The following is a 23,987-nucleotide window of genomic DNA, read 5'->3' as shown; positions in this document are numbered from 1 at the left end:
CAAGCAGATGACCCCGATTACTCGTCGGTTTTCGCAGCAACCTTTGGCATCGCCGGCGGTTTAGATGGCGCACGCGTCTTGCGAGGGGCCGGTTTAGGGGCCTCTGTCGTGGCTACAGCCGCTTTGGCCGGTGCACTTGGCGTCTTGGCGGCCGTTTTCGGCGCAGGCTTTGGGGTCGCCGGAGCTTTGGCCGGTGCCGCCTTTTTAGCCACGGTCTGTTTCGGAGTTGCCTTGGCCGCAGGTTTAGGTGTTGCGGACGCAGGGGCAGCCTTGGCCGCGGGTTTGGATGTCGCCGGTGTAGGCACTGCCTTGGCCGCTGGTTTTGTCTTTGCTGTTGCCGGGGTCGTCTTATCAGCCGTTTTGGGCTTTGCTACAGCCGGGGCTGCCTTAGCCGCAGGTTTAGGCGTCGCCGGTGCGGGGGCAGCTTTGGCGGCTTCTGGTTTCGTCGCCGTGCGTGGTTTAGCGGTGAATTTTGCAACCGGTTCCGCCTTGGGCTTCGATGCAGCGGGTTTGGGCTGCGCCTTCTTGGCAGTCGAGGCCCGCTTGGCCGGAGCAGGTTTTGCAGCCTGTTTGGCAACAGGTTTAGGTGCCGTCGCACGTTTTGCTGCAGGTTTGGCCGGCGCCGGCTCCGATGCTGTATTGCGCAGCGCGTGCAAGGGCGCCATCGGCAGTTCCATGGCCGACCGGGCCATGATCTGCATAATCTTCATCTGGCTGACCACGGCGTATCCAGCCACGCGCATTGCAGCCGCCTGCAGCTCCAACGGTTGGGAAATTGGGTTCATGACATGTCTCTCCTGTAAATGCGATGCAGCCGGAACTCTGAGAGAGGGATGCCCAGCCCGCGCCGATCACTCGGGCGGTTGGCGGGGTCTTGCAGTCCAAGGCGTCGCACGTCTCGGCTTCCTTCCGGGGGCGGCACACCCGTACAAACGGGCAAGCGGCAGCTGCATTCCCTGCCTTCATAGCCCAATTACTGCGCAAACGCAGCAAATTTCGCTGCATTGCGGCGAAAAAGCGCTGTTTAGAAGAAGACGCGGCTAAATTTTCCGCATCCCCGCAGGGTTAGCCCACGTGGAATAAGGTCGTGAACAGACGTGGATCAAGGCTGGAGGCCGCAAATGTAGGCCCTTCCGTCAGGATCGAGACCGCATCATGGCTGTGCAGGCTCTCCTGATGGCTGGCGATCACACGGAAATCGCCCACGTGATGATCGGCCAGCAGTTCCGCACAGAACAGGCGCGCAGCATCTTCGACAAAGATCGGATTGGCCGCGTTCAACTCGGCAAAAGCCTGTTCATCCTCACGCTTGACCATGACCTGCGTTTCGGTCGGGACGGCACGGCGGCACAGCTCGATCAGGTCTTCGAACCACAGGCAATCAGCGTCGCAATCCACCAGCACCGAAATCCGCGCGACCGAGCGCTGCGAGTGCGGCGTCGCCAACTGTCCGCGCTGCGACCGGGCATGCTCGCTCAGTTCCAGCGAGCAGGGGCAGGTCGAGGAATAGACATAGTCCAGATGCATGATCTTCTGGCGCACACCGTTCTGTTCGATCAGCTCCAGCGCGATGTCGTAATACTGGTAGCCCTCGAGGCCAGAGCGCAGGCTTTTAACCTTGGCCGGATAGGAAAAGCGCATCTGCAGGCGCGCGTCGAAACTGTCGAGATCAGTCAGATAGTCGCTCAGGGCCGCTTCCATCACCTCAAAGCTGAAGGTCCGCTCGGCATGTTTGTAGAAGGACCGCATGATGCGGGACATGTTGATGCCCTTCTTCTCGGCCTCAAGGCTCACCGTGCCGGTGACCGAAGTCTCAAGCGTCAGGTCATCCCCATCCTTGCGATGAAAACGGATCGGCAGGCGAAAGTTCGAGATGCCCACGTGCTGGATCTGCTGCTTGGCCCCCCGGATCAGGCTGGACGGGCCGTTTTGCAGGTCGGGCAATGTGGCCCGGTACGCCTCATCCGCGACAAAATCCTCGGGGTAGTCACGCGAAAGCGCGGGATAGTTCACCGCCGACATGCCGGGCACGAGACGCGCCAAGGACGGGTCCAGCTGGCTGATCTCGGCCGCAGGCGCGGTCTTGGCCCATTGCCGTAGCAATTTCAGCGCTTCAGCGGCCTGTTCCCGGTTTGGGGCGTCGTCAATGTCACGGGGGTGAACATTCATAGGCTGAGGTTCCTCGGTTGGCCGTCGAAATTAAGACGGCTGAAGTTCAGTATCCAGTTTAACCCGATACGGGCCAATTAACAGGATGGATCGAAAAAACCCAGCGTAAATCCGGCATTCTGCGCGCGGCAACGACACAGTTTACGCTAACCTCGGTGGATCAGAGAGGCAGGTTGCACCGCCCCTCTGTCTATAACGACACCTGCTAGCCCTGCGAAACGTCCAATGCGTGCTGGATATCGGCCAACAGATCGTTTGCATCCTCAAGACCAATGGACAGGCGGATCAGACCGGGTGTGATGCCCAGTTCATCTTTCTGTTCGTCGCTCAGACGTTGATGGGTTGTGGTTGCCGGATGGGTCGCGATGGATTTCGCATCCCCCAGATTGTTCGAGATCACCGGGATCGTCAGCGCATTGAGAAACGCAAAGGCTGCGTCCTTGCCGCCCTTGATGTCCAGCGACAGCACGGTTCCGCCCTTGCCCCCCAGCTGCGTCTGCACCAGAGCATTCTGCGCATGGGTTTTCAGGCCCGGATACAGCGTCCGCTCCAGCGCCGAGTGGCCTTCCAGCGCCTCGGCCACGGCCTGCGCTGTTGTGGCCTGCGCGTTGACCCGCAGGGCCATCGTTTCAAGACCCTTCAGCATGATCCACGCGCTGAACGGGCTGAGCGCGCCGCCGGTATGTTTCATGTAGGGTTCGACCGTGCCGCGGATGAACTCCTTGGTGCCAAGGATCACACCGCCCAGCGCCCGGCCCTGCCCGTCGATATGTTTGGTCGCCGAATAGATCACCACATCCGCGCCCTGTTCGACCGCGCGCGAGAACACCGGGGTCGAGAACACGTTATCCACCAGAACCAAAGCTCCGACCGAATGGGCCAGTTCCGCAACGGCAGCAATGTCGATCACCTCGAGCGTCGGGTTCGACATGGATTCGAAGAACACGGCCTTTGTGTCCGGGCGGATCGCCGCCTCCCACTGGTCAAGATCGGTGCCATCGACAAACGTCACCTCGACACCATAGCGGGTGAGGATGTTTTCCAGAATGAAGAGGCACGACCCGAACAGCGCCTTGGCCGAGACCACATGGTCCCCCGCCTTCAGCATTGAGGTCAACGCACCATTGACAGCTGCCATGCCGGACGCCGTGGCAAACGCATCCTCGGCCCCTTCCAGCGCGGCGATGCGCTGTTCGAACATCGACACAGTCGGGTTGCCGTAGCGGGCATAGATGAACTCATCCGGGCCACATTCCAAGAACCGGGCCTCGGCCTGTTCGGCAGTGTCATATACGAAGCCCTGGGTCAGGAAGATCGCTTCGCTCACCTCGTTGTACTGACTGCGACGGATGCCGCCATGGACGGCTTGGGTGCGTTTGGTCCAGTTCTCGCTCATGTCATTCCTTTCGGCCTCGATCCCCGAGGCGCATCAAAAAAACCCCAGACGCGGTCAAGCGAAAGGGGCCTTTCATCCTGACCTTTTAGCGGTGTTATTTAGCGTGGCCCGCAATCCGGTAACAAATCGCCACGTGGTGTTGTTGCCCTTACGCCGCAGTTGCGAATTCGTCAAGCCCGACACCTGCAACGTCACGGTTCTGTAATCGTTCATTCATGGAAACGTCATAGCGTCATGACAAAGCGGCACCACAACATCTTGTATGGGGCAGAGCTATGCCAGTAATCAGGATCAATGCTGTCAACGGACGTGCTGAGTTGCATGGTAGTTCCCGACCCTTGATCGAGGCTGTGCAAGAGGCCCAGAAATCCGACGGGCCAGTCATTATAATGACCCACGGATACAAGTATCGGCCCGACGATGCAGGTGCCTGCCCACACCGGCATATTCTGTCGCTGCATCCCAAGGCGATGCCCTGGTACAGCCCCAGCTGGCCACAACATCTGGGCTTTGGTAGCGGGTTTGAGGACGAAGGTCTTGCCATTGCCATTGGCTGGGACGCGCGGGGCCCGCTCTGGTCAGCGCAACGTCGTGCCGTTGAAGCGGGCAAGGTACTGGCCGAAGTCGTCCGCAAAGTACATCATTTGAACCCCAAGCGTCCGATCCATTTCATCGGCCATTCCATGGGTATCGAACTGGCGCTGGAGGCTCTGCATCACATTCCACCCGGCGCGCTCAGCCGGATCATTTCCCTCACCGGGGCTGCCTATCAATCCCGCGCCGTGGCGGCCCTGACCACACCTGCCGGGCGCGCGGCTGAATTCATCAACATCATCAGCCGCGAGAACGATCTATTCGACTTTCTTTATGAAACATTCATCCAGCCACCCCGTCGTGGTGATCTCAGCATTGGCGCGGGCCTGACGGCACCAAACTCGGTCACATTGCAGATCGATTGCCCAGACACGGTGGATCACCTGTCGGCGCTGATCTTCCCTCTCGCTGCGCCCGACCGGCGTATCTGCCATTGGTCCAGCTACACGCGTCCCGGCGTGCTGCGCGTCTACAACGCCTTGCTGCGCGACCCCGAGCGCCTCTGCCTGCAAAGGCTCAAACGCGGTATCCCCGAAAAACCGCACAGGCGCTGGTCACGGTTTTTTGCCCTACCCCGCCCACAGGGCCTCTTGCCGTTTGCTCAGAAAGCTTCATGATCCCCCCAGCTTGAGGAGACATCATGATCGACCTGTATTTCTGGCCCACCCCGAACGGTTGGAAAGCCTCCATCGCCCTGGAAGAGATGGAGCTGCCCTACACCACCCATCTGATCAATATCGGCAAGGGCGACCAGTTCGATCCGGAGTTTCTGAAGATCTCACCCAATAACCGCATGCCTGCCATAGTCGATCCGGACGGGCCTGATGGTTCGCCTATCACGGTGTTCGAAAGTGGCGCGATCCTGATGTATCTGGCCCGTAAAACCGGCCGGTTTTACGGCGCGACCGAACGGGACAGGGTTGCGGTAGAAGAGTGGCTGATGTGGCAGATGGGCGGCGTTGGCCCGATGGCGGGTCAGGCGCATCACTTCCTGAAATATGCCCCTAACCTGGAGCCTCCTCAGGACCTGCCCTATGCCAAAGACCGCTACCGAGCCGAAGTCGCCCGGCTTTACGGCGTGCTGGATCGGCGTCTGGCCGAGAACGAGTATGTCGCGGGTGATTTTTACTCGATCGCCGATATGTCTATCTGGGGCTGGGCGAGCCTTTGGGAGGGTCAGCAGCAGGTTCTGGACGACAAGCCTCACTTCGCCCGCTGGCTAGAGGCTGTGAGTGCCCGCCCGGGCGTGCAAGCCGGACGCGCCTTGTATGCAGAACTGCGCGGGGATCACAGCAGCAAGCAAGCGCAGAGTGTTCTGTTCAAGCGGTGAGGTAATGCGCATTCCCACCTGGAAGGTATTTCGCTAAAGCCGCCGCTGGATTGCAGACGAGCGTCCGGCAATCTATTATTTTATATATTTTTTTGCCACTGCACCTTTTCTCCGCTCAACTTAAGGTATAATCGATTCTTGCTGGCAGCAACGCCGCTTAAATACATTTCTCTGGAGATTTTGGATGAGTTGGAAATTCATCGTCCTTGGGGCGGGTTTAATTGTGTCTGCATGTACCGTTTCCCCATATGAATCCTGCATTCAGCAAGTGAGGTTTGCCTATAACGGTCAGATAGCAAGCGCCCAAAAAGAGATTAAGGCGGCGCACGCCAACCTCAGCAGAGGTTATAGTATAAAGAAGCACTCCTTCACTGAAACATACGTGGACAGATGTGTAAAAAACGGTGTTTTATATGCCTGCACAAAGGAACGAAAGAAAACGACCGAAGTTCCGATCCCAATCAACCGCGATGCCGAGGCGCAACGTCTGCGGCGAAATTCGGATCTACTTAAACAGCTGATTGAGACACGAGCTCGTGCGGCCGCACAGTGTAACGGCTTGCCGACCTCTTCTTGAAGCAACCCTAGAGGGTGTCACTGCTCGCCCTCTCCCCGCACCAGAACATCCAGCATTCCCGAGATATCCTCGATCTCTTCCGCAATTACATGGATCACGGTATCGGCCTTCTGCATTCGGCCCGTGACCCTCAGCAACCGCCCCGATATCACCGCGCGGCGGAATTGCTCGTAGATCTTGCGCCAGACCACGATGTTCACGATCCCCGTCTCATCCTCAAGCGTCAGAAAGATTACGCCTTTGGCGGTTCCGGGCCGTTGTCGCAGGATCACCAGACCCGCCACCGCCACCCGCGCGCCTTCGGGCGGCTGATCCAACCGGTTGGCAGGCAAACAGGCCGGCGGTCGGGGCCAGGTTCGGTTTGAAACATCAGGACAAGTCGCAGCAACAAGCATGAGAACAAAGATAGAACAACTGCTCAGAAAGTCCAGACGCGGCGCACAGAGTCGCAAATGAGGCTAGAAAGACCTAAATGCCTTGATTAAGGAAGAATTCGAACATCGCAAAAGGAAGACGCAAGCCATGGCAAAGATCACCTATGTCGAGCATAGCGGTACCGAACATACAGTCGACGTCGCCAATGGGCTGACCGTTATGGAAGGTGCCCGAGACAACAATATTCCCGGCATTGAGGCCGATTGCGGCGGCGCCTGCGCCTGCTCGACCTGCCACGTCTACATTCACCCCGACTGGGTCGAGAAAATCCCCGACAAGGACGACATGGAAGAGGACATGCTGGACTTTGCCTATGAGCCCGATCCGGCCCGCTCGCGTCTGACCTGCCAGATCAAGGTCACGGACGCACTGGACGGTCTGGTCGTGCAAATGCCGGAAAAACAGATCTGATGCCCTCCAAAGCGCCGCGTCCCCCCGTCTGCCGTTGGCACCATCGGGCACGCGGCGCGACACTGATGTTGTGCCTTTGGCTGGCGGGCGCAAGCTCTGCCGCAGCATCAGAAGAAATCATCGAAGCCCGATTTACCGAACCCACAACACGCTACGCCCATGGCGTATTGGGGGACGACTTGGAATACGGCGCCTTGGAACTCCGGGTCGAAACGCGCGGTTCAGACAGTGCGCAAACGTTGCGGACGATACGCCTGCCCCAAGATCGGGTTTTCGAAGACCTTTCCCCTCGACTGGTGGACATGGACTCGGACGGAAAGCCCGAAGTGATCGTGATCGAATCTCACGCGCAACTTGGCGCACAACTTGCAATCTACGACGCAAGCGGCACAAAGATCGCTGCCACCCCGCATATCGGAACGCGCTTCCGCTGGCTCGCCCCGATAGGAGCCGCTGATCTGGATGGCGATGGCTATACCGAGATCGCTTATATCGACCGCCCTCACCTCGCCAAAACCCTGCGCATCTGGCGCTACAAAGAGGGCGCGTTGGCCGAGATCGCCTCTCTGCCGGGTCTGACCAACCATCGCATCGGCGAAGACTATATCTCTGGTGGCCTGCGTGACTGCGGCAAGACGCCAGAACTGATCACAGCCAGCGCCGACTGGTCACGCATCATAAGCGTCGCCTACAACGGTGGATGGACCACGTCAGACCTCGGCCCCTTCACAGGCCGCCAAAGCCTGAACCAAGCCTTAGAGTGCTGATCCGCTCTTCATCTGGCTAAAAATATCCTGGGGATGAGGCCGCAGGCCGAGGGGGCAAAGCCCCCTGACCCACGTCAAAGTCAAAGCGCCCGCCACCCAATATCGCGGCGATAAAAGCCCTCGGGCCAATCCACTCCGTCAACCATTTCATAGACCCGATCCCGCGCTTCTTGCAAAGTCGCGCCTCGGGCGGTGACGTTCAGAACACGTCCGCCAACCGCTTGAATCTGACCTTCAACTGCCTTTGTCCCGGCGTGAAAAACCATGTTGCTGCTGTCTTCAGGAAGGTTATCCAAACCTTTGATAACCGAGCCTTTCTCATAATCACCCGGATACCCGTTGGCTGCCATAACAACGGTCATCGCATGATCATCGGCCCAGTTCACCCGCGTCTCGTCCAAGCGTCCTTCGGCTGCGGCATGCATCAGATCCATCGCTTGCGCCCCAAGACGCATCATCAAAACCTGACATTCGGGATCACCGAACCGGACGTTGTATTCCACCAAACGCGGCTGCCCGTCCTTGATCATCAAACCGGCATACAGAACCCCTTGGAACGGCGCGCCCCGGCGCTTCATCTCGGCCATGGTTGGGCGGATGATTTCATCCATCGCGCGCGCCTCAATCTCGGCGCTCAGAACCGGAGCCGGGGAGTAAGCCCCCATCCCACCGGTGTTCAGACCCGTATCCCCCTCGCCCACACGCTTGTGATCCTGCGCGGTGCCGATGGAAAGGATGTTCTCTCCATCGCACAGCACAAACAGCGAGGCCTCTTCGCCATCCATAAACTCTTCGATGACAACCTCGGCACCAGCCCCGCCGAACGCCCCGCCAAACATGTCGTCAATTGCGTCCAGAGCGGTCTGCTCATCCATCGCCACAATCACGCCCTTGCCCGCCGCCAGACCATCAGCCTTGACCACGATCGGAGCGCCCTGCTCTTGGATGTAAGCCTTGGCGGGCGCGGCTTTGGTGAACCGTGCATAGGCGGCAGTAGACGCGCCCGAGGCATCGCACACCTCTTTGGTGAAGCTCTTCGAGGCTTCCAACCGGGCCGCTTCGGCAGAGGGGCCAAACACCAGCACACCGGCTTCACGTAGCCGGTCGGCCACGCCAGCGGCCAGAGGGGCCTCGGGGCCGACGATCACGAAATCAATCGCGTTGGCCTCGGCGAAATTGACCACCGCACCGCCATTCTCGATATCCAGCGAAGCGCATTCGGCGATCTGGGCGATCCCGGCATTGCCCGGCGCAACGATCAGACGGTCGCATTTGGGGTTCTGCATCACCGCCCAGGCGAGGCTGTGTTCACGCCCACCGCTGCCGAGAATAAGAATGTTCATTGGGTCGTCTCCGATCTGCTTGGCCTCGCCTGCGCGGCGTTCTATGCTGGCAAGGCATTTGACACAAGGCGCTGAAATGTCCGACCTGCTTGACGACCCAATTCCCGGTCAAAACACCCCTGAATACTCGGTTTCCGAGATTTCTGGCGAGGTGAAGCGCACGCTAGAGGGCTCGTTCGGGCGAATCCGTGTACGCGGAGAGGTAGGGCGTGTGTTCAAGGCGCGCTCGGGTCATTTGTATTACGACATCAAGGACGACCGGAACGTTCTGGCCTGCACCACGTGGAAGGGTCAGATTTCCGGCCTGTCCGTTGTGCCCGAAGAAGGGTTGGAAGTCGTCGTCACCGGCCGCCTGACCGCATTCGGCGCGCAATCCAAATACAACATGAATGTCGATGAGGTTGCAGTCGCGGGCCAAGGCGCGCTGATGGCGCTGCTCGAAAAGCGCAAGAAACAGCTAGAGGCCGAAGGGCTGTTCGCGCCTGAGCGCAAGAAACCGCTGCCCTACCTGCCCCAGATCATCGGTGTCGTGACCTCTCCGTCCGGGGCGGTGATCCGCGATATTCTGCATCGTCTGCGCGACCGGTTCCCCCGCAAGGTTCTGATCTGGCCCGTTGCCGTACAGGGTGCAAACTGCGCCCCCGAGGTGACCCGCGCCATAGAAGGCTTCAACGCGCTGACGCCCGGTGGTGCGCTGCCGCGCCCCGATCTGATCATCGTTGCGCGCGGCGGCGGCTCAATCGAAGATCTGTGGGGGTTCAATGAGGAAAACGTAGCCCGCGCGGCGGCTGCATCAGAAATCCCGCTGATCTCAGCCGTAGGGCACGAGACGGACACGACGCTGATCGACTTTGTCTCCGACCGCCGCGCGCCGACGCCAACGGCCGCTGCGGAATTGGCTGTCCCCGTGCGGATGGAGTTGATGGCATGGACTAACGAACAGGGTGCGCGCCTATCGCGGGCCGCCAGTGATGCGGTTCAGCGCCGTGCGCAGCGACTGCGTGACGTGGCACGTGCGTTGCCACGCCCGGACAGCTTGTTGAACTCTCCACGGCAACGCCTTGATCTAATTGCAGAACGCCTGACACCCGCGCTAAATCGTGGGGTGCAAAACCGCCGCCTGCAACTGGTCGAGATGTCGGCGCATCTGCGCCCGTCGACTTTGCGAGGCGTCGTCTCCTCCCGTCAGGAACATCTACGTAACCTGTCTTCGCGCCTCTCCCTCCGCCCGATCCAGCGCGAGATTGAGCAACAACGCCAGTCTACCGCCCGACTGGCTGAGCGGCTGGACGCGGCCCAAACCGTCCGACTGGAGCGCCTGCGCCAGCAACTGAGCTCAACCGACCGCTTGCGTGAAACGCTCAGCTACAAGGCAACGCTGGCGCGGGGCTATGCGGTTGTCCGCGCCGAGGGTGACGTCGTGACGACCAAGGCGCAGGCCGGCAAACACGCGGTGCTTGAGATCGAATTCTCGGACGGTCGCCTGACGACCGGTCCATCTGGCCGCCCTGCCGCGAAAAAACCCAAACCCGACGCGCCGGATCAGGGATCGCTGTTCTAGAGGTTAAACCCCGACTTCAGGCCCCAGACACACCATCTCTTCCCCGAGGTCTTCCGCCTCATAGAGTTCGGTCGCCTGCGGGTCGCCTTCGAACTGCGCGATCAGCCCACCGCCCGAGCGAGTGAATACCCAGCATTGCGGGTCCAACCGGTCCTCGTAGACGAAACAGATCTGATCCTCGCGCTGATACCAGACGCCTTCTTTGCACTGTCCGTCCAAAAACGACCAGATCACGCGGCGGTTAGGCAGATACCGCTCGACTCCGTAAACCTGCCCTTCAAAGCCATAAAACAGGGTTTTGCCCCGCGTATACTCATCGAACTCGGCCCCAGACAGCGCCGTTTGCGCGCCCGCCGTCTGCGCCGACAGCGCCAATAGAATCACAAGATGCCTCAACATGAGGCCATAGTGTCAGATGCGGGCGGGCATGGCCAATCACCACGCCGGTATTCGCCTGCCCCCACGTCATTATTGTACCGCGTGCCTCCGCAAAGAACAGTGGTCTCGAACAAGACAGAGGGAACTGATGTGACAAACCTGCTATTCTGGCTCGCCGCCGCGTGCGCCTTGGCCTATTTGCCGCTATCCCCGCGCCCGGCAAGCGTGCTCCGCACCGTTCTGAAAACCGCGTCGGTTGCTTTCTTGGCCCTCATCGCCTTCCTCAGCGGAGGCGCGACTTTACTGGTTGTCGCCTTGGGCCTCTGCGCGGTTGGGGATGCTCTGCTGTCGCGAGAGTCCGACACCACCTTCATGGCGGGTATCGGCGCGTTTGCAACGGGCCATATCGCTTACATCGCACTATTCCTGACGCATCCCAGCAGCAACTTTGACCTCATTCTGGAACGTCCGGGATACTTCTGGTCACTCCTCATTCTGGGGATCGTTGCCGCCACTTTGCTCACCCCGCGCGCTGGAGAGCTAAGACTACCGGTTCTGCTCTACATCCCGATCATCCTCGGCATGGGAGTCGCAGTTCTGTCTTTGCCCGAGACCGGAATGCTGCGTTGGGCTTTACCGGCGGCACTGGCCTTCATCGCCTCGGATCTCGTGCTGGCGACCGAGAAGTTTCTACTGCCCCAAGACCACCCGGCGTTGAAGCTGACGCCCTATCTGGTCTGGCCGCTTTATTGGGCTGCGCAGGCTGGACTGCTGATCGCTTTCACCTGACCCTTTGCAACTCCGGTAAATCCACATTAGGTGGAGGGGAACACCTGCGGAGACCGAAAATGGCGTTTTTTTCAAAGCTGAAGGACAAGCTGTTCAAATCCTCGTCCCGTCTTGAGGAAGGGCTGGACGCCATTGTCGAAGACGGAGGTGAAGAAACCACCGCACCAGAGCCGGTGGCGCAGACGCCCGAACCCGCCCCGCAACCGCAGCCGCAACCGCAACCGCAACCGCAGGAACCTGCTCCTCAACCCGAGACTGCGCAAGAAAATCAGCCCGCATCCAGCGGATTGCTGGGTCGCCTGTTCAGCCGCACGGAAGCCAAGGCCGAAATCCGCCGGACCCTGGATGACGATATGCTGGAACAGCTCGAAGAGCTGCTGATCGCCTCGGACATGGGCGTCGACACGGCCCTGCGCGTCACTTCGAACATGGCCGAGGGGCGCTTTGGCCGCAAACTCTCGTCCCGAGAGATCAAGCAACTGCTGGCGCAGGAAGTGGCCCGCGTGATGGAGCCGGTGGCCCTCCCCCTGCCGATCTACCCCAAACGCCCGCAAGTGGTGCTGGTGGTTGGCGTCAACGGCTCTGGCAAGACCACGACCATCGGCAAACTGGCCAGCCAGTTCAAATCCGCGGGCAAGAAGGTCGTGATCGCCGCCGGAGATACCTTTCGCGCCGCCGCCGTGGAGCAACTTCAGGTCTGGGGTGACCGCGCTGGCGTCCCGGTTCTGACCGCGCCCGAAGGCTCGGACCCCGCCAGCCTTGCCTTTGACGCCCTGACCAAAGCGCAACAGGACGGCGCAGACCTACTGATGATCGACACCGCAGGCCGCCTGCAAAACCGCGCCGACCTGATGGAGGAACTGGCCAAGATCGTCCGCGTTATCCGCAAGGTCGATGAAACCGCGCCGCACAACACGCTGCTTGTGCTGGATGCGACCACGGGCCAGAACGCCCTCAGCCAGGTGGAAACCTTCCGCAAACTCGCCGATGTGTCGGGCCTTGTGATGACCAAACTGGACGGCACAGCAAAAGGCGGCGTGCTCGTCGCGCTGGCCGACAAGTTCGGCCTGCCGATCCACGCCATCGGCGTCGGAGAGCAAATAGACGACCTGGCCCCATTCGACCCCGAAGAATTCGCAGCGGCCCTGACCGGCCTCGACCAAAACTGATCCGCCTCTTCATCTGGCTGAAAATATCTTCGGGGGTCTGGGGGCAGACAGCCCCCAGCCTCACCACACGAGACAAGTTCTGACAATTGAGCGACTGGCTGATCTCACTCGAAGGCACCGAAGCGGGCCACAATCTCGCCCTTGGCCTGGCGTTGATGGCCGCCTTCCTGCACGCGGTCTTTGGAGCACTGCAAAAGGGCCGCCACGATCCGTGGCTGTCTCGTGGGGCCATCGACGCCTGCTATTGCCTGATGGCCATCCCCTTTGCCCTATTCGTCGTGCCATGGCCCGAACCCTATATGTGGCCCATTTTCGGCATCGTCTGGCTGATCCACATCACCTACAAGATCCTTCAGGCCTTGGCCTATACCAAAGGCTCCTACACGGTGGTCTACCCGGTCGTTCGCGGTACCGGCCCACTTTTCACTGTGATCGGAGCCTACCTTCTGTTCGGAGAAACCTTCACAGGCACGCAATGGTTCGGTGTGGCCGTCCTTCTGGCCGGCATCTTCGGGCTGGCTGCCTATAATTTCCGGTTTCTGGAAACCAATCGTGAGACTCTAGGCATCGCTCTTGCCCTGGCGATTGCCACCGGTCTCTTCGTAGCGCTCTACACGACCTATGACGCCTATGGCATCCGCGCCACCGTCGATCCGTTCACCTTTCTGGCCTGGTTCTTCATGATCGACGGATTCGCCATGCCGATCTACGGGTTCCTCAGATGGCGCGCCATGATCAACCGCCCCTCCCCCGGTCCGCTGATGCTGCGCGGGCTCGCAGGCGGCTTGATCGCGCCGCTTTCATTCGGGGCCATCATGCTAGCCACCCGATTAGACAAAGTCGGAGAAGCGGCTGTACTGCGGGAAACATCAACTGTATTTGCAGCCTTGATCGGGTGGCTGGTTTTGAAAGAAACCGTTGGCCCAAGACGCATCGCCCTGATGGCACTGATTGCATTGGGCGCTGTAATCGTTGAAATGGGCGGATGAACAGCAGGACACCACGATGACAGGCAAAAAAGAGATCAATCCGTTTCTGAAACAGGTGCTAGAGCTGGGCCCCCCGCTGGCCTTCTTCTTCATCTACCTGCGACTGCGTGATGATAGCTTTCTGATCGGCGGTATAGAGTATTCAGGCTTCATCATCGCAACCATCCTCTTTGTCCCGCTGATGCTGGCGGCAATGGGCATCTTGTGGTTCCTGACAGGCAAGCTCAGCCGGATGCAGATATTTACCGCCTTCATGGTGATCTTCTTCGGAGGCCTGACCGCCTGGTTCAACGATGAGCGGTTCTTCAAAATGAAGACCACGCTGGTCTACGGGTTCTTCTCGGTCATCCTTGGGATCGGGTTGCTGCAGGGCAAGTCCTACCTCGCCTACGTTCTGGACGAGATGCTGCCGATGAAGCACGAAGGCTGGATGATCCTGACCCGTCGCCTCTGTGCCTGCTTTGCCGTTCTGGCCATCGCCAATGAGATCGTCTGGCGCACCATGTCCACCGATCTTTGGGTCAAGATCGAAACCTTCGCCTTTCCCATCGCGCTGATGGCCTTCCTGATGTACCAGTTCCACCGTCTGCAAAGCTATCTGGAGGACCCTGATCGCCAATAGGTAACAAAAAGCCCCATTGGTATCACTTTGATATTCAATCAGGGAAACCGCTTGGCTTGTTGTCCTTGCTGTGAATAAATGCGTAACCACTCACCATCCTACTCCGGAGATCAGTACCCGAATGGCGGTATTCCCAAATAGCGGCTTCCTGTCCGATGCATCCGAAGGCCTGCGCGAGATGCTCTCGGCGTTGGCGACGGAAATCTCTTTGGATAAAAACGAAACCCTGTTCGATCAGGATGACGAAGGCGATGCGCTTTATGCCATCATCGAAGGGACGCTCGAAGTGTCCTTCCTGGCGATGAGCGGCCGAAAGCTGGCTTTGACGCTCATGCGCCCAGGCGAGGTTTTCGGTGAGATTGCCCTGTTCGACAGCGGCCCTCGCACTGCCACTGTTGCGGCGGCTGAACCTTCTCGGGTTCTGCGCGTGCGTCGCAGGGACGTGATGGAGCAAATCCGTCAGCACCCCGATCTTGCAGTTGATATGGTCCGTCTGGCCGGGTTGCGGATGCGGTCGATGAGTTCCCAGTTGAACGAGCAGGTCTTTCTGCCGATGCCGATTCGACTGGCGCGCAAACTGTTGCACCTGTCGTCTCTGCAGGACGATCCCACGGAACGCATTACCCTGTCACAAAGTGAATTGGCCGAATTCGTCGGGGCCACGCGTGAGGCCGTCTCGAAAACCATTTCGATCTGGAAACGCGACAATGTGGTCGAGGCATCGCGGGGCGGATTGCTGATCCACGACATCGAAGCTTTGCGCGCTTTGGCTGAATCAGACTTGATCTGACCCTTTGTGATCTTGTTCACAGACGACTCAGAAGACAGTGCCCTAAGGTAAACCTGTTACCGTAGGAGGTCAGTAATCATCCCCGATATCTGTCCACTGATCTCTCCCTGTACCTAAGCCATATGCCCAAAAGGCATATGGCTTATTTTCTTTCTGCTGGGCCTAATAGGACATGAAAAAAGGCCGGAGAAAACCCCGGCCCTTTTCGGTAGTTATGTGATGAGCTTAGTTTTCAAGGCTCAACGCGACAAAGCGCGGGTCGCCGCCGCGGCGTACCAACAGCAGCAGCGATTTGCGCCCGGCTTCGGTAGCTTCTTCAATACGCGCCTCAAGGTCGCTGATGGATTCGACCTTCTGCTGCCCGGCTTCGGTGATCAGATCACCTGCGCGCAGACCTTTCGCAAAGGCCTCCGAGGCTTCGTCAACCTCGGTCACGACCAGACCGTCCGCCTCTGCGTCCAGGCCCAGATCTTCACGCAGCGTATCTGTCAGCGGTGAAATGGTCAGGCCGAGAATGTCAGCGTTTTCTTCGGTTGGCGCATCCGGAGTATCTTCCTCACCCGCATCCGCACGCTCGGCATCCTCACGGCGCCCCAGAGTGACCAACACGGTCTGTGTACCTCCGTCGCGATGCACGACCACACGAACCGATTTGCCAACGGTCGTCTCACCGACCTGACGGACCAGACCGCGGGTATCTTCAACCTCGACCCCGTCAAAGCTGAGGATCACGTCCCCTGCTTTCAGACCGGCCTCTTTCGCAGGACCCTCAGGTACGTCGCTGATCAACGCACCGCCGGGTTTATCCAGCCCCATCGCCTCGGCCATATCCTCAGTTACGTCCTGAATCCGTACGCCCAGCCAACCCCGGCGGGTTTCGCCGAACTCACGCAGTTGGTCGACGACCTTGGTCACGACATTGGAGGCCATCGAAAAACCGATACCGATCGAGCCGCCGTTGGGCGACAGAATCGCGGTGTTCACGCCGATGACCTGACCGTCCATGTTGAACAGCGGACCACCCGAGTTGCCCCGGTTGATCGCCGCATCGGTCTGGATGTAGTCGTCATAGGACCCACTCAGCGCGCGATTGCGGGCCGAGACGATCCCCGCCGACACCGAGAACCCCTGCCCCAGCGGGTTGCCCATGGCAATCACCCAGTCGCCAACTCGCGCCGTGTCGCTGTCGCCGAACTGAACGTACTGCAGAGGCCCCGAAGCCTCCACTTTCAGCAGAGCAATATCGGTTTTCTCATCCGTGCCGATGACCTTGGCAGGCAGTTCCTTCACGGGCTGACCGTCACCGGGGAAGAATTCAATCAGAATCTCATCAGCCTCGGCGATGACGTGGTTATTTGTGACGATAAAGCCGTCTTCCGAGATCACGAACCCCGACCCCAGCGCATTACTGCGGCGCGGGCGGTCACCATTATCGCCGTTGCGATCCTGAAACTCGCGGAAGAAATCTTCGAACGGAGAGCCCTCGGGCACGATCCCCTGCGGTCCGGTCTGGCCTTCGATCAGGGTCGATGTGGTGATGTTGACCACCGCCGGGCTGATCTGTTCGGCCAGCGGCGCAAGGCTTTCCCCGCGTGCATAAGCAGCGACCGTCTGCGCTGCGATCAGAACCATCGCTCCGAAGGCCAGCCACATCAGTCGCATGAAACCAACACCATCGTCCCGCCGGACGGAAATACTGCGCGCTTGTGCCTGCACTTGGGAACTCCTTGTCGTCAAATTCATACAGACCACCCTAAGGCAGGCCTTCTTGACACCCAATGTAGTCGGTTTGATCACGCTCGCAACTGAGGATCGCGGGGAAATCACCGGCAAGTGAGTTCAGCGGGTCAAAACCCCAGCTGATAGGCGCCCCAAAGCAGCACCAGACCACTGACAACGCAGAGCAGCCCTGCCAAACGCCGCGCCTGTTCTGGCAGCGTGCGCAGCGCCTCTAACATACGTTCAATAAGCGAAGGGGCCAGCGCGTAGGCCAGCCCCTCGACAATCAGCACCAGCCCGAAGGCCAGAAGGATCATACCCATTACTGGGTCGCCTGCCCGGTGGGCGATTTCAGGTAGTTGAAGAACTCCGAATCCGGGCTGAGGACCATCGAGCTGTTCCCGCCCTGCAAGGCCCGCTCGTAGGCGGACAGTGAGCGGTAGAACTCAAAGAACTCGGGGTCTTTGCCAAAGGCTTCAGCGAAGATCGCGTTGCGTTCAGCGTCAGCCTCACCGCGGATGATCTCGGCCTCGCGGTTGGCATCCGAAACCAGTTCAACCACGGTCCGGTCGGCCTGCGCGCGGACACGCTGCGCGGCTTCGTTACCACGGGCGCGTTCGTCGGTCGCTTCACGTTCCCGCTCGGCTTTCATCCGATCAAAGGTCGCCTCAAGGTTCGCTTGCGGCAGGTCGGTTGCTTTCAGACGCACGTCGATGACGTTGACGCCCAGCGCGCGTGCCTCGGCAATTGCGCTGTTGCGGATCCGCAGCATCAGGGCCGCACGGTCAGAGCTGAGGATATCCCGCGAGGAGACCGAACCCAAAACTTCCCGGGTTTCCGCGCGAAGGATACGGTCAAGACGGTCCTCGGCCACCGGAATACCGCCAACACCAACGGCCTGACGGAACTGCTCCAGATCTGAAATCCGGTAGCGCGCGAAGGCATCAACCACCAGACGACGGTCATCAAGAGGTGTCACCTCAAGCGGTTGCACGTCGATCGAAAGGATGCGGTCATCATAGCGCACAACCTCTTGAATCAGAGGGATTTTAAACGCCAATCCGGGCTCTTCCTTGACCGCAACAACGCGACCAAACTGCAGAACCAGAGCGCGTTCACGCTCATCCACGATGAAGACCGAGGACAGAACACCGACAATCGCGAGGAAGACGACGGGTAGGATAAATGTCGTTTTACGCATCAGTTGCTCTCCGCTGCAGGGGTACGACGCAGTTCGTTCAACGGCAGGTACGGCACAACGCCCTGCCCCGAGCCGCCGGTGTTTTCGTCAAGGATGATCTTGTCCACGTCACCCAGAACCTGCTCCATGCGCTCCAGATACAGACGCTTGCGGGTTACATCCGGCGCTTTGGAATATTCCTCCAGAACCGCGCTGAAGCGGCTGGCCTCACCTTGGGCGCTGTTGATCTGTTGGGCGCGGTAGGCTTCGGCCTCTTCCAGAACCTGAGCGGCTTCACCACGCGCTTCCGCGAGAACACGGTTGGCATAGGCATCCGCCACATTCTGCAGACGATCCCGTTCCTGCGCAGCGGCCTGAACATCACGGAACGCGGCAATCACGTCCTGCGGCGGGTCAGCCTTGTCGAAGTTCACGCGGACGATGTTCACGCCCGAATCGTAGCTGTCCATTGTCGCCTGGATCAGTTCCTGCAGACGATCTGCAATGATACCACGATCTCTGTTCAGGATCGGAGCAAGTTCGCTTTGCGCGATAATCTCACGCATCGCCGACTCTGATACTGCCCGGATCGTTTGGCGCGGGTCGCGCAGGTTGAAGAGGAACTTGGCGGGGTCGTTGATATTCCAAACGACCTGATAGTCGATATCGACAACGTTTTCGTCACCGGTCAGCATCAGACCGTCATCGCTGCCACGCGCGCCGCCCATGTCTTCATTCTGTTCCCGTGTAACGGGGATGACTTCAGCAGTTACGAACGGCCAAGGTGCAAAGTTCAGACCGGGATTTCCAACAGCCGAGAATTCGCCAAGGAACAGTTCAACTGACTGTTCTTCCGGCTTGACGGTGTAAAAACTGGCCGCAGCCCAGAGGCCGATTGCGACCAATGCGCCAATCGCCAAGGTGCCCTTGGTAAAGATCGGACCACCGCCGCCACCGCCTGAACCGTTGCTCCCACGGCCACCGCCGCCACGACCGCCCATGAGGACGCGCAGCTGCTCTTGCCCTTTTTTCATCAGCTCATCGATTTCGGGGATCTGCGGGCTCTCCCCTTCGGGAGGCTTGCGCCCGTCACCGTTATTGCCCCGATTTCCTCCACCACCAGAGGAGCCTCCGCCCCCCCAGGGGCCACCGCTGTTGCCCGCCATATGTGTCTATTCCCTTGTGTTTGACCGTGTGATCACGGTGTTCCTTGTAACTTGGTTGCGCGCAGTTGCAAATCAAGCCGTGCGTACAGGTTGCCGCATTGTCACCAGTTCTTCGGCCATGACCGGGTGAACTGCAACCGTGCGGTCGAAATCTTCCTTGGTCGCACCCATTTTGACGGCAATGCCTGCCAGCTGGATCATCTCACCCGCGCCCGGCGCCACGATGTGACAACCCAACACCTTGCGCGTCGCCTGAGACACGATCAGCTTCATCAGAACCCTCTGAGTGCCACCGGCAAAGGATTTCTGCATCGGCTTGAACGAGGTCGCGTAGATTTCCACCGGCTCTTGTGCCGCCGCTTCTTCTTCGCTGAGGCCGACGGTGCCGAATTCGGGCTGGGTGAAAATCGCGGTCGGGATCAGTTCGTGATCCACAGGGGTCGGGTTGCCTTTGAAGACGGTCTCAACAAAGGCCATGCCTTCGCGGATCGCAACCGGGGTCAGGTTCACGCGGTCGGTCACATCACCAATCGCGTAGATCGAGGGCACGCCGGTTTGGCTATATTCATCCACGTCGATCTCTCCCTTGCGGCCACGTGCGACGCCCACGTCCTCCAGCCCCAGATTGTCCGTGTTCGGAGCGCGCCCGGTGGCATACATGACCACGTCGAAATGATCCTCGGTCCCGTCGGTGGCTTTGACGCGGATCTTGTCGCCCTCCTTCGTCATCTCAAGCACATTGGTGCCCAGACGCACGTCGATACCGTTCTGGCGCATCTCTTCACAGATCAGGCCCCGCGCCTCTTCGTCAAAGCCACGCAGGATCTGCGCACCGCGGTAAAACTGAGTAGTTTTGACGCCCAGCCCGTTCATGATCCCGGCAAATTCGCTGGCGATATAGCCGCCGCCGACGATCAGGATGCTTTCGGGCAGTTTCTCAAGGTGGAAGATTTCATTCGAGGTGATCGCCAGATCCGAGCCGGGGAAGTCCGGCACAACCGGACGGCCACCCGTCGCAATCAGGATATGCTTGGCGGTTTTGCGTGTGCCGTCGGCCAGTTCAACCGTATGCGGATCGACCACATGGGCGCGCTGATCAAAGCTCTCAACCCCGTTGTTTTTCAGGATGTTGCGGTAGATACCTTCCAGCCGATCCAGTTCCGTCACCAGCTTGTCGTGGAAGGTGTTCCAGTTGAACGCTCCGGGCTGAATGTCCCAGCCATAAGCCCGCGCGTCACCGACCATCCCTGAGTATTCGCTGGCGAAAACCATCAGTTTCTTGGGAACACAGCCACGGATAACGCAAGTGCCGCCGTACCGATCCTCTTCCGCCAGAGCCACTTTGGCACCGTTTTCACCCGCCGCTACGCGCGCCGCGCGGACCCCGCCCGAGCCTCCGCCGATTACGAAGAGATCATAGTCAAAGCTCATGCTGGGTTCCTTCATTCAGCTTGCAAAATTCTTTGGATATCTGGGCGCGAAAAGCGCCCTGCCAACCCCCAAAGGCGCAAATTTCGGTATATTTTGCCACGTCTTCGGGATGTCGCTTTCCACTCAGTCTGAAAAATCCGAAAACAGGTTGTCCTTGGCGCCCCCAAGGAACTGGTCCAACTCAACGGTTCCGGCATTGATATCGCGCAGCTCGACCCGACCATCGCCGTAGCCCACAACGACCTTGTCGCAGATATCTACGAACAGCCCGTTCTCGACGACACCCGGCACCTGGTTCAAAACCAGCGCCATCTGCCGGGCATTGCCGATCCGCTGCAGATGCAGGTCGAGGATATGGTTACCCTCATCGGTCACAAATGGGGCCTCACCATTCATGCGAAGGGCTGAATTGGTGCCAAGCACATCCATCGTATCCAGAACTTCTTCGATCAGCGTTCGAGTGGTCTGCCAGCCAAATGGGATCACCTCGACCGGCAGCGGGAATGCGCCGAGCGTTTCGACCTCTTTCCCGGCATCGGCGATCACCACCATCTGATCGCTGGCCGTTGCCACGATTTTTTCCTGCAGATGCGCGCCGCCACCGCCTTTGATGAGGTTCAGATCACCGTCGAACTCATCCGCGCCGTCAATCGTCAGGTCCAACCATCCGGCCTGATCCAGCGACACGACCTCGATCCCGACTTCACGCGCCAGTTGCGCGGTTCGGGTTGAGGTTGGTACGCCCTTGATGCGCAGGCCTTCTTGCTGGACACGCTCGCCCAGACGGCGAACAAGCCAGGCGGCGGTCGAACCGGTGCCCAGACCCACCCGCATTCCGTTTTCGACCATGTCGGCCGCGCGGTAGGCCGCAACGTATTTGGCTGTGTCGATTGGCGACAAATCCGCGGTCATTGGCAGTCTTCCCCAAATGCTCTGCAAGACTTATATGCAATGCTCCCCCCAACTTCGAGACCCAATTCACGTCGCCCGTATGTGAAAGATGTCGCTCAATTGCGCGTTTCCTATCGGAAACGTCGCAAACAAGGCTTTTCCGGTTTCGGTTGCTGTATATCTAGTCCGTATGATGACGCCCTATCGCCTGCACTATGCCCCTGATAACGCCTCGCTGGTGATCCGGCTGGTGCTGGACGAAATGAACCAGCCCTATGAGACGGTGCTGGTTGATCGTCGTCAGAACGCGCAAGACAGCACAGCCTACCGAGCGTTGAACCCGAACGGGCTGATCCCGGTTCTCGAAACCCCTCAGGGGCCGATATTCGAGACAGCAGCCATTCTGCTGTGGCTGGCCGACAGCCATGGGCAACTTGCGCCCACCTCGACCAGCCTTGACCGGGCCGCCTTTCTGAAATGGCTGTTTTTCGCGTCAAACACGCTCCACGCCGATCTGCGCATCCTGTTCTATGCCGAGAAATACATCGCCCCCGAACAGGCCGAGACCCTGCGGGCCGGGATACGCCCAAGGCTGCGCACTCATCTGAAAATTCTGGACGCGGTCGCTGCGCAAGCACCGGAATGGCTCAGCGCTGATCAGCCGTCAGTACTGACATACTATATCGCCTGCATGATGCGGTGGATGGCGCTCTACCCATCCAACGCTGACCGCAGCTGGTACCAACTGGCGGATACGCCCTATCTTCAGCGCATCCTGACACAGCTAGAGATGCGTCCCGCAACGCGAACGGCCATAGCCGCCGAAGGTCTTGGGGCCACGCCGTTCACCTCACCCATCTATGCCAACCCTCCTGAAGGCTCAGCTATCTGACATGTTCCTCTCTGTCTTCGATATGTTCAAAGTGGGCATCGGCCCGTCCTCATCCCACACCATGGGCCCCATGGTGGCCGCCGCGCGTTTTCTGGACGTGATGCGCGCATCGCCGTTTGAATTTGCCGGGCTGCGCGGCTCGCTACACGGTTCGCTGGCCTTTACCGGGGTGGGTCATGCCACCGACCGCGCCACCATTCTTGGCCTCGCCGGCTTCGTGCCGGACACATATGACAATGACAAGGCCGAGGCCACGCTGGCCGCAATTGCTGAGACGCACACGGTAACGCCCGAGGGGCTGCCGACGCTGGCCTTCAACCCCAAAACCGATCTGGTCTTTGACTACGACCACAACCTGCCCGGCCACGCCAACGGTATGATCCTGATGGCAACCGACGCGCAGGGCGATGTGATACTGAGGCAGGTCTTCTACTCGATCGGCGGCGGCTTTGTTCTGACCGAAGAGGAACTGGCCGCTGGCAAGGCCACCGACGAAGGCGCCCCGGTGCCCTTCCCCTTCAAATCCGCCGTCGAGATGTTGGAGATGGCAAAGTCCAGCGGCAAATCCATTGCTGAAATGAAACGTGCCAACGAAATCGCACGTGGCTGCGCGGATAGCTTTGCCAAGGGCTCTGCCCGGCTTTGGCAGGTCATGAACGACTGTATCGAGCGTGGATTGACCACCGATGGCATCCTGCCCGGCGGCCTCAGCGTCCGACGTCGCGCCAAGAGTATCTATGATGCGCTGATGGCCGAGCGCGGCATGAACCTGACCGCGCCGCACACCATCAACGATTGGATGAGCGTCTACGCCATGGCCGTGAATGAGGAAAACGCGGCTGGAGGTCAGGTGGTCACCGCGCCAACCAACGGCGCGGCAGGTGTTCTGCCTGCGGTGCTGCGTTATTACCTCGACCACGTGCCCGGCGCGTCCGAAAGCCATATCGAGGATTTCTTACTGACTGCAGCCGCCATTGGGGGGCTGGTGAAATTCAACGCCTCGATCTCTGGGGCTGAGGCTGGATGTCAGGCCGAAGTCGGCAGCGCCTCAGCGATGGCGGCGGCTGGTCTGTGCGCCGTCATGGGTGGCACACCCGAGCAGGTCGAGAACGCCGCCGAAATCGCGCTGGAGCATCATCTGGGTATGACCTGCGATCCGGTTGCAGGGCTGGTTCAAGTGCCATGCATCGAGCGCAACGGCCTTGGCGCGATCAAGGCCGTTTCGGCCGCGTCGCTTGCGTTGCGCGGGGATGGGCAGCATTTTGTACCTCTGGACGCTGTGATCGAGACAATGCGTCAGACCGGGCATGATATGCATGAGAAGTACAAAGAAACCTCATTGGGTGGTTTGGCCGTAAACGTCCCGAACTGCTGAGGTCAGACAGGAG

25 protein-coding genes and 1 riboswitch are annotated in these 23,987 nt (G+C 59.5%); of the genes, 13 read left to right on the top strand and 12 right to left on the bottom strand.

Features of this window, described 5'->3' with window-relative positions:
- Positions 1 to 17 precede the first annotated feature (17 nt).
- The 3 genes from J7394_RS01555 to metZ all read right to left on the bottom strand — a co-directional run bounded on the left by J7394_RS01555 (position 18) and on the right by metZ (position 3,565).
- Positions 18 to 785: a hypothetical protein gene (locus J7394_RS01555; RefSeq protein ID WP_209250462.1), complete on the bottom strand. Its 768-nt coding sequence runs from the start codon at positions 783 to 785 to the stop codon at positions 18 to 20.
- Positions 786 to 1,065: 280 nt separating this feature from the next.
- Complete coding sequence (folE2, locus tag J7394_RS01550) at positions 1,066 to 2,169, bottom strand: GTP cyclohydrolase FolE2 (protein ID WP_209250460.1); 1,104 nt, start codon at positions 2,167 to 2,169, stop codon at positions 1,066 to 1,068.
- Positions 2,170 to 2,374: 205 nt separating this feature from the next.
- Positions 2,375 to 3,565, bottom strand: coding sequence for an O-succinylhomoserine sulfhydrylase (gene metZ / locus J7394_RS01545; RefSeq protein WP_209250459.1), 1,191 nt, complete (start codon positions 3,563 to 3,565; stop codon positions 2,375 to 2,377).
- Between the two features lie 65 nt (positions 3,566 to 3,630).
- A riboswitch (SAM riboswitch) is annotated at positions 3,631 to 3,708 on the bottom strand.
- Between the two features lie 132 nt (positions 3,709 to 3,840).
- Between metZ and J7394_RS01540 the strand changes: the two genes are divergently transcribed.
- The 3 genes from J7394_RS01540 to J7394_RS01530 all read left to right on the top strand — a co-directional run bounded on the left by J7394_RS01540 (position 3,841) and on the right by J7394_RS01530 (position 6,066).
- Positions 3,841 to 4,776: an alpha/beta hydrolase gene (locus J7394_RS01540; RefSeq protein WP_209250458.1), complete on the top strand. Its 936-nt coding sequence runs from the start codon at positions 3,841 to 3,843 to the stop codon at positions 4,774 to 4,776.
- 23 nt (positions 4,777 to 4,799) lie between these two features.
- Positions 4,800 to 5,489 (top strand): glutathione S-transferase N-terminal domain-containing protein, encoded by a 690-nt coding sequence (locus J7394_RS01535; protein ID WP_209250457.1) that lies wholly within the window; start codon positions 4,800 to 4,802, stop codon positions 5,487 to 5,489.
- Positions 5,490 to 5,673: 184 nt separating this feature from the next.
- Entirely contained in the window at positions 5,674 to 6,066 is a 393-nt protein-coding gene (locus J7394_RS01530; RefSeq protein WP_209250456.1) for a hypothetical protein, read from the top strand.
- A gap of 17 nt (positions 6,067 to 6,083) precedes the next feature.
- On the opposite strand, the gene J7394_RS01525 is transcribed toward J7394_RS01530, so the two are convergent.
- Positions 6,084 to 6,461, bottom strand: coding sequence for an OB-fold nucleic acid binding domain-containing protein (locus J7394_RS01525; RefSeq protein ID WP_209250455.1), 378 nt, complete (start codon positions 6,459 to 6,461; stop codon positions 6,084 to 6,086).
- Positions 6,462 to 6,588: 127 nt separating this feature from the next.
- On the opposite strand from J7394_RS01525, the gene J7394_RS01520 reads away from it, so the two are divergent.
- Together J7394_RS01520 and J7394_RS01515 are read left to right on the top strand one after the other, a co-directional pair.
- Positions 6,589 to 6,912, top strand: a complete 324-nt coding sequence (locus J7394_RS01520; protein WP_209250454.1) for a 2Fe-2S iron-sulfur cluster-binding protein — start codon at positions 6,589 to 6,591, stop codon at positions 6,910 to 6,912.
- Complete coding sequence (locus tag J7394_RS01515) at positions 6,912 to 7,679, top strand: VCBS repeat-containing protein (RefSeq protein WP_209250452.1); 768 nt, start codon at positions 6,912 to 6,914, stop codon at positions 7,677 to 7,679. Before J7394_RS01520 ends, J7394_RS01515 begins: the two co-directional genes overlap by 1 nt.
- Before the next feature lie 80 nt (positions 7,680 to 7,759).
- On the opposite strand, the gene purD is transcribed toward J7394_RS01515, so the two are convergent.
- Complete coding sequence (gene purD / locus J7394_RS01510; RefSeq protein WP_209250450.1) at positions 7,760 to 9,022, bottom strand: phosphoribosylamine--glycine ligase; 1,263 nt, start codon at positions 9,020 to 9,022, stop codon at positions 7,760 to 7,762.
- A gap of 76 nt (positions 9,023 to 9,098) precedes the next feature.
- Here purD and xseA point away from each other — a divergent pair, with 76 nt between their 5' ends.
- Positions 9,099 to 10,583, top strand: coding sequence for an exodeoxyribonuclease VII large subunit (gene xseA, locus J7394_RS01505; RefSeq protein WP_209250448.1), 1,485 nt, complete (start codon positions 9,099 to 9,101; stop codon positions 10,581 to 10,583).
- Between the two features lie 3 nt (positions 10,584 to 10,586).
- Here the strand turns inward: xseA and J7394_RS01500 are convergent, their stop codons facing one another.
- A complete protein-coding gene (locus tag J7394_RS01500; RefSeq protein WP_247747989.1) occupies positions 10,587 to 10,982 on the bottom strand; it encodes a hypothetical protein in 396 nt (131 codons plus the stop codon).
- Positions 10,983 to 11,111: 129 nt separating this feature from the next.
- On the opposite strand from J7394_RS01500, the gene J7394_RS01495 reads away from it, so the two are divergent.
- The 5 genes from J7394_RS01495 (at position 11,112) to J7394_RS01475 (ending at position 15,320) form a co-directional block, all read left to right on the top strand.
- On the top strand, positions 11,112 to 11,750 hold the full coding sequence (locus tag J7394_RS01495) for a lysoplasmalogenase (protein ID WP_209250446.1): 639 nt from the start codon (positions 11,112 to 11,114) through the stop codon (positions 11,748 to 11,750).
- Positions 11,751 to 11,809: 59 nt separating this feature from the next.
- Entirely contained in the window at positions 11,810 to 12,919 is a 1,110-nt protein-coding gene (gene ftsY / locus J7394_RS01490; protein ID WP_209250444.1) for a signal recognition particle-docking protein FtsY, read from the top strand.
- An 86-nt stretch (positions 12,920 to 13,005) separates the two neighbouring features.
- Positions 13,006 to 13,908 (top strand): EamA family transporter, encoded by a 903-nt coding sequence (locus tag J7394_RS01485; RefSeq protein WP_209250443.1) that lies wholly within the window; start codon positions 13,006 to 13,008, stop codon positions 13,906 to 13,908.
- Between the two features lie 16 nt (positions 13,909 to 13,924).
- Positions 13,925 to 14,530 carry an inner membrane-spanning protein YciB gene (locus J7394_RS01480; RefSeq protein ID WP_170376332.1) on the top strand — a complete coding sequence of 202 codons (606 nt, stop codon included), beginning with the start codon at positions 13,925 to 13,927 and terminating at the stop codon, positions 14,528 to 14,530.
- A 121-nt stretch (positions 14,531 to 14,651) separates the two neighbouring features.
- Positions 14,652 to 15,320 (top strand): Crp/Fnr family transcriptional regulator, encoded by a 669-nt coding sequence (locus J7394_RS01475; protein WP_209250442.1) that lies wholly within the window; start codon positions 14,652 to 14,654, stop codon positions 15,318 to 15,320.
- A gap of 225 nt (positions 15,321 to 15,545) precedes the next feature.
- On the opposite strand, the gene J7394_RS01470 is transcribed toward J7394_RS01475, so the two are convergent.
- The 6 genes from J7394_RS01470 to rpiA form a co-directional block, all read right to left on the bottom strand.
- Positions 15,546 to 16,982, bottom strand: coding sequence for a Do family serine endopeptidase (locus J7394_RS01470; protein WP_247748008.1), 1,437 nt, complete (start codon positions 16,980 to 16,982; stop codon positions 15,546 to 15,548).
- Positions 16,983 to 17,167: 185 nt separating this feature from the next.
- A complete protein-coding gene (locus J7394_RS01465) occupies positions 17,168 to 17,362 on the bottom strand; it encodes a DUF2065 domain-containing protein (RefSeq protein WP_170381551.1) in 195 nt (64 codons plus the stop codon).
- A complete protein-coding gene (hflC, locus tag J7394_RS01460) occupies positions 17,362 to 18,240 on the bottom strand; it encodes a protease modulator HflC (RefSeq protein WP_209250440.1) in 879 nt (292 codons plus the stop codon). The genes J7394_RS01465 and hflC overlap by 1 nt, the downstream gene beginning before the upstream one ends.
- On the bottom strand, positions 18,240 to 19,385 hold the full coding sequence (hflK, locus tag J7394_RS01455; protein WP_209250438.1) for an FtsH protease activity modulator HflK: 1,146 nt from the start codon (positions 19,383 to 19,385) through the stop codon (positions 18,240 to 18,242). The genes hflC and hflK overlap by 1 nt, the downstream gene beginning before the upstream one ends.
- Before the next feature lie 72 nt (positions 19,386 to 19,457).
- The gene (gene gor, locus J7394_RS01450; RefSeq protein WP_209250436.1) at positions 19,458 to 20,816 is read right to left on the bottom strand and encodes a glutathione-disulfide reductase; all 1,359 of its coding nucleotides are present in this window, start codon (positions 20,814 to 20,816) and stop codon (positions 19,458 to 19,460) included.
- Positions 20,817 to 20,939: 123 nt separating this feature from the next.
- The gene (gene rpiA / locus J7394_RS01445) at positions 20,940 to 21,728 is read right to left on the bottom strand and encodes a ribose-5-phosphate isomerase RpiA (RefSeq protein WP_209250434.1); all 789 of its coding nucleotides are present in this window, start codon (positions 21,726 to 21,728) and stop codon (positions 20,940 to 20,942) included.
- A gap of 169 nt (positions 21,729 to 21,897) precedes the next feature.
- Between rpiA and J7394_RS01440 the strand changes: the two genes are divergently transcribed.
- Entirely contained in the window at positions 21,898 to 22,599 is a 702-nt protein-coding gene (locus J7394_RS01440; RefSeq protein WP_209250709.1) for a glutathione S-transferase family protein, read from the top strand.
- Position 22,600: 1 nt separating this feature from the next.
- A complete protein-coding gene (locus J7394_RS01435) occupies positions 22,601 to 23,974 on the top strand; it encodes an L-serine ammonia-lyase (RefSeq protein ID WP_209250432.1) in 1,374 nt (457 codons plus the stop codon).
- Positions 23,975 to 23,987 lie beyond the last annotated feature (13 nt).

The sequence above is a fragment of the Ruegeria sp. R13_0 genome (assembly GCF_017743995.1).
GTDB lineage: Bacteria > Pseudomonadota > Alphaproteobacteria > Rhodobacterales > Rhodobacteraceae > Ruegeria.
This window is presented reverse-complemented; position numbering and strand designations above follow the sequence as displayed.